4 protein-coding genes and 1 pseudogene are annotated in these 4,453 nt (G+C 60.3%); 4 read left to right on the top strand and 1 reads right to left on the bottom strand.

Annotation, left to right across the window (positions count from 1 at the left end; all coding sequences use genetic code 11):
• Window positions 1–364: 364 nt before the first annotated feature.
• A pseudogene (locus DM806_RS18630) lies at window positions 365–1,475 on the bottom strand (IS110 family transposase).
• A 145-nt stretch (window positions 1,476–1,620) separates the two neighbouring features.
• Here DM806_RS18630 and DM806_RS18625 point away from each other — a divergent pair.
• The 4 genes from DM806_RS18625 (at window position 1,621) to DM806_RS18615 (ending at window position 4,191) form a co-directional block, all read left to right on the top strand.
• Entirely contained in the window at window positions 1,621–1,977 is a 357-nt protein-coding gene (locus DM806_RS18625) for a nuclear transport factor 2 family protein (RefSeq protein ID WP_179044660.1), read from the top strand.
• 190 nt (window positions 1,978–2,167) lie between these two features.
• Window positions 2,168–2,467 carry a helix-turn-helix transcriptional regulator gene (locus DM806_RS27005; protein WP_218647571.1) on the top strand — a complete coding sequence of 100 codons (300 nt, stop codon included), beginning with the start codon at window positions 2,168–2,170 and terminating at the stop codon, window positions 2,465–2,467.
• Between the two features lie 24 nt (window positions 2,468–2,491).
• On the top strand, window positions 2,492–2,890 hold the full coding sequence (locus tag DM806_RS27000; RefSeq protein ID WP_218647570.1) for a helix-turn-helix transcriptional regulator: 399 nt from the start codon (window positions 2,492–2,494) through the stop codon (window positions 2,888–2,890).
• Window positions 2,891–3,165: 275 nt separating this feature from the next.
• On the top strand, window positions 3,166–4,191 hold the full coding sequence (locus DM806_RS18615; protein ID WP_179044561.1) for an IS110 family transposase: 1,026 nt from the start codon (window positions 3,166–3,168) through the stop codon (window positions 4,189–4,191).
• The last annotated feature ends 262 nt before the right edge of the window (window positions 4,192–4,453 follow it).

The following is a 4,453-nucleotide window of genomic DNA, read 5'->3' as shown; positions in this document are numbered from 1 at the left end:
CAGGCCAGCGGCGGGACTGGCCGCCTGAAGTGAAGGCCGCGATCATCGCGGAGAGCTATTCCACATGCCCTGGATCGACGTGGGCTGAGAACACCGCTCTGATGTCCGCTGTCAACATTGCGGGCGCGCGAAGTCACCAGCCGGGCGAAGCTGTGCCACGGTGACCGCGCACAGGTGGAGACGGGACCTGAGAGACGTCGGTGATCAAGCTCTGATACGCGGGTTGGCTACCGCATTCCCGATTGTGCGTCCGGGGCTGATCCTATCTTACAGCGGGCGTCGGCGATGCCGGCCACAAAGCGTGTGACGGATATTCCCCTGCCGTGGTCCCGCCCCCGCCTGTGCGCGGGAGCTATTGTGATCGTCAGGCGGGTTGGACCTCCCGGGCGATCGCCCACATGAAGCCGGCGAGTTCGCGTGCGATCGCCGCGCACACCACCGTGGTCTTCTTGCCCTTCGCGCTGAGCGTTCGATAGCGAGCCGTCAACCGGCTCTGCGCCTTCCATGCGATCTCTCGCACTTTGGGTGTGGTCTGCTCCAGACGGTACAGTTTATTCTTACCCACTCGGGGCGGGTGACGGTAAGTCCAGGCGCTTTCCACCAGCATGTGTCGGACTCTTCCATTGCCGGCCTTGGTGATCCCGCCACGCCGGATCGCGTCGCCAGTCGAACGCTCGCTCGGCACTAAGCCCAAATATCCCATCAACTGGCGCGGACTGTCGAACCGACGCACATCGCCCAATCTCGGTGACGAAGGTGACAGCGACGACAAGCTCTACGCCTCTTAGGGCCTGGAGCGCGCGAACGACCGGCGCCAGTGACCAACTGGGCAAGAACTCTTCGATCGCCGCTTCGATGCGAACAATACGCTCCCTGGACGTGCGAACCGCATCCACAAGTTCCTGCAGTGCGATTTGGTGAGCGGGATGATCGAACCGCTGCTCTTGCAGCCAACGGAGATGGCGTGCGCCCCATGTCGTTTTGCGCGGAAAGATGCGCCCGTGCTTCAGCATGAACGCGTTCACCTGTTGTCGGTGCACGCGCTGGGTCTCGACCGCCGCAGCGCGTGCCCGGACCAGATCGCGCATGGCTTCATGTCCTTCATCGGGAACCCACACCGGCGTCAACTCCCCGGCGCGCAAGAGCTTCGCCAAGCCGACCGCGTCGCGCCTGTTGGTTTTCACCCTGTCGCCCGGTCGCCTCGGTATCAGTGAAGGTGCGACGACGTCGCAAGGATAGCCCATGGATGTGATCAACCGGTGGAGGCCATAGCCGGTCGGCCCGGCTTCGTAGCAGAAATGGACACGTTCGTGCCTTGCGGTGATCCGCTGGACCACCCGTCGCATTGCCTCAGGAGAGGCGTCGACTTCTCCGAGGAACCGCACCTCGCCTCCGCGCTCGCCATCCGCGACCGCAATCGCGTTCCGCGTCTTTGCCACATCCATTCCGACGAAAACTTCTGTAGAATGCTCCACGGCTCGTCCTCCTGCGATGAGGATCGGCTCGGCCACTCCGAGCAACCCTCGCCACCACAGTGTAGGGCGAGCCACCCTCAGCCAAAGAGCGGACATACGGTCTTACGCTAAAGCCGTCTTGTTCCACTCACAAAGGAGAAAGATGATGCGCAATACAAACAGCCCCGCACTGGAAGTCGCCATGGTTTACTATGACGCTTGGAGAAACCGCGATCATGCGGCGGCGATGAATGTCATCGCAGCCGGCGTAGCCTCCGAGACACCCTTTGGTCTCATTGAGGGCAGCGAAGCTCTGCACAAATCGGAATCAGAATTTGCCCACATCCTCCAAGGGGCAACACTGATTGCGTCGTTCGGCGACGAAACCAACGCAATCCTCATGTACTATACCCACACCCAGCCCGTCCCTCGCGTGTTGTCTGCTAAGCATTTCACAGTGGAAAACGGACAGATCGTCGGCCTCAAGGCGGTCTTCGACAAAAGCGCATTTGGGCACCGCTAAGCATCTCGATACCCTTTTCATCGCGATTTGCGAAGGGTTGCTCCGATCAGTCGTCAGCAGGCCTTCGGGCTCGCCGACGCAATTCCGCTCGTCATCGCGCTTCAAAAACCATCAGTTACATGGCAAGCGTCTCATGCCGATGAGCCAGACATGTTACTGCCAAAATCTCGCATCTGCGGTATAATGGCCCATGTCCAAGAGTGATCGACTTTTCGACGTGATGCAGATCTTACGTCGCCACAATGGTCCAGTGCCGGGGAGAGATCTCGCGCGCGAGGCCGGTGTTTCCCTACGAACCATTTACCGCGACATCGCGACCCTTCAAGGCATGGGCGCGGACATAGAAGGAGAACCGGGCTTCGGCTATGTGCTGAAGCCCGGCTTCTTGCTTCCGCCGCTCATGTTCTCGCAGGATGAACTCCATGCCCTAGCGCTTGGCGCGCAATGGGTGAGCCATCAGACTGATGATGGCCTCGCCTATGCTGCCTAAAATGCGATCGCGAAGATTGGTTCGGTGCTTCCATTGGAATTGCGGCCCCTGCTGGCAGACAACCTCTTCCATGTCGGCCGCAACCGGCCCGAGACCCCCGCCGTGGATTTGCGGATCATGCGCCAGGCCATGCGTGACCAATTCAAACTTCAACTTGCCTATCGTGGCCCAGCGGGCGAGGAGACGCTGCGCGTCATCTGGCCGATCATGTTGGGCTTCGTCGAAGCAAAGCTATTCGTTGCGGGCTGGTGCGAGCTTCGTGAGGATTTCCGAACGTTCCGAGCAGACCGCATCGAGCGGATTAAGGTGATCGAGGAACGTTATCCCGGGCGTCGCCGCGACCTTGTGAAACGATGGCGAACCCTGGCGGACGAGGAGCGAGCAAGCGCTTCTGCTCGTGCAGGGAATCCCAGAGGATCGTAAATCCGTCCAACCGTTGATGGCGCAGCGACCCAGCTTGGACAAGCAGCAGGCTCCTCTTGCATAACGAGAACCTCTCGTCGACCCAGGGCGATTCAATCCGCTGTAAACTGGATTCACAACCGTCGTCACACCCAATGCCTCAACGGGCTTGTCAGTCGCCACTGATCTGCCCCCACCGAGTGGACCGATTGGTTTGTTAGTGATGGGGTGGACGCCCCCCGACGGCATCGATGTGCCACAGTGGAGGTGTTGAACACCACTTTAGGGAGGCGTCCATGTCGGAAGTTAGCATAATCGGGTTGGATATCGCCAAGCATGTTTTTCAGGCGCATGGGGTAGATGCGTCAGGCCATGCGATTTTGCGCAAGAAGATCACGCGTTCGAAGTTGTTGCCCTTCTTTTCCGCTCATCCACGTTGCCTAATTGTGTTGGAGGCGTGCGGCGGAGCCCATCATTGGGCGCGCGAGTTGCTCAAGCTCGGTCATGATGTGCGGTTGATCGCTCCGGCGTATGTGAAGCCCTTTGTGAAGCGCCAAAAGAACGATGTGGCTGATGCTGAGGCGATCTGTGAGGCAGCACAGCGTCCGAGCATGCGGTTCGTGCCGGTGAAAACTGAGGAACAGCAGGCAGCCGCGATGGTGTTCCGGGCGCGTGATCTGCTGGTCCGCCAGCGCACCCAGATCGGCAATGCCCTGCGCGGGCACATGACAGAATATGGTTGGATCGCACCCAAGGGCTTGGCGCATCTGGAAGCGCTCAGGGCGCTGGTCTCCGATCGGTCAGCGGTGCCCGAAGGGGTGCGGTCGGTGTGTATGGTGTTGCTTGATACTCTGGCAACGCTTGACCGGCAGATCGCGCTACTCGACAAAGAGATAGTCCGGCGCTCTCGCGAGGATGCAGTCGCGCGCCGCCTGATGACGATCCCAGGAATCGGACCGATCACGGCAACGGCGATCACCGCGCTTGCGCCGCCGTCAGAAACATTCGCCAAGGGGCGTGACTTCGCCGCTTGGGTCGGCCTCACCCCTCGTCAGCACTCAACTGGTGGGAAACAGAAGCTGGGATCTATCTCGAAAATGGGCGAGCGCACGCTGCGAAGGTTGCTGATTATTGGCAGTAGCGCGGTAGTGCTACAGGCGAGCAAGCGCGGGGCGGCGAAAGGCTCGTGGCTCGAGCAGATGCTGGCGCGCAAGCCACGCATGCTGGTGACGGTTGCGCTGGCGAACAAGACGGCACGGATCGTCTGGGCGCTGCTGACGAAGGATGAAGTTTACAAAGCTCCGGTCGCAGCCACGGCGTAAGCCAAGGCGGGCCAGAGGTCGTCGGAACGTAGTCGGTCGAAGGAGGGTATGGCACAACAGTCGGCGAGACGGGATCGGAAGAACCAGGTTAATCCACCGTGCTTCATCAGCACGCGTTAGTGATGTGGTTCCGGTCCGCGAACTCCCATACGGGCCCGCAGCCATCATCGCTGCATCAGAGGCCGGACAGATGGCAGCATCCGACTACGTGCCTACCTCCAAATACCACTTGCGTTAATCGGGGCGTCCACAGATGGATTAA

Origin of the sequence: Sphingobium lactosutens (genome assembly GCF_013393185.1) — a bacterium.
In the GTDB taxonomy this organism is placed as follows: domain Bacteria; phylum Pseudomonadota; class Alphaproteobacteria; order Sphingomonadales; family Sphingomonadaceae; genus Sphingobium; species Sphingobium lactosutens_A.
The sequence above is the reverse complement of the archived record's forward strand: the minus strand, read 5'-3'. Positions and strand labels throughout refer to the sequence as shown.

Bases quoted from the DNA above. Each gene is read 5' to 3' on its own strand.
- DM806_RS18625 (WP_179044660.1), top strand. From the start codon at position 1,621: ATGCGCAATACAAACAGCCCCGCACTGGAAGTCGCCATGGTTTACTAT.
- DM806_RS18615 (WP_179044561.1), top strand. From the start codon at position 3,166: ATGTCGGAAGTTAGCATAATCGGGTTGGATATCGCCAAGCATGTTTTT.
- DM806_RS27005 (WP_218647571.1), top strand. From the start codon at position 2,168: ATGTCCAAGAGTGATCGACTTTTCGACGTGATGCAGATCTTACGTCGC.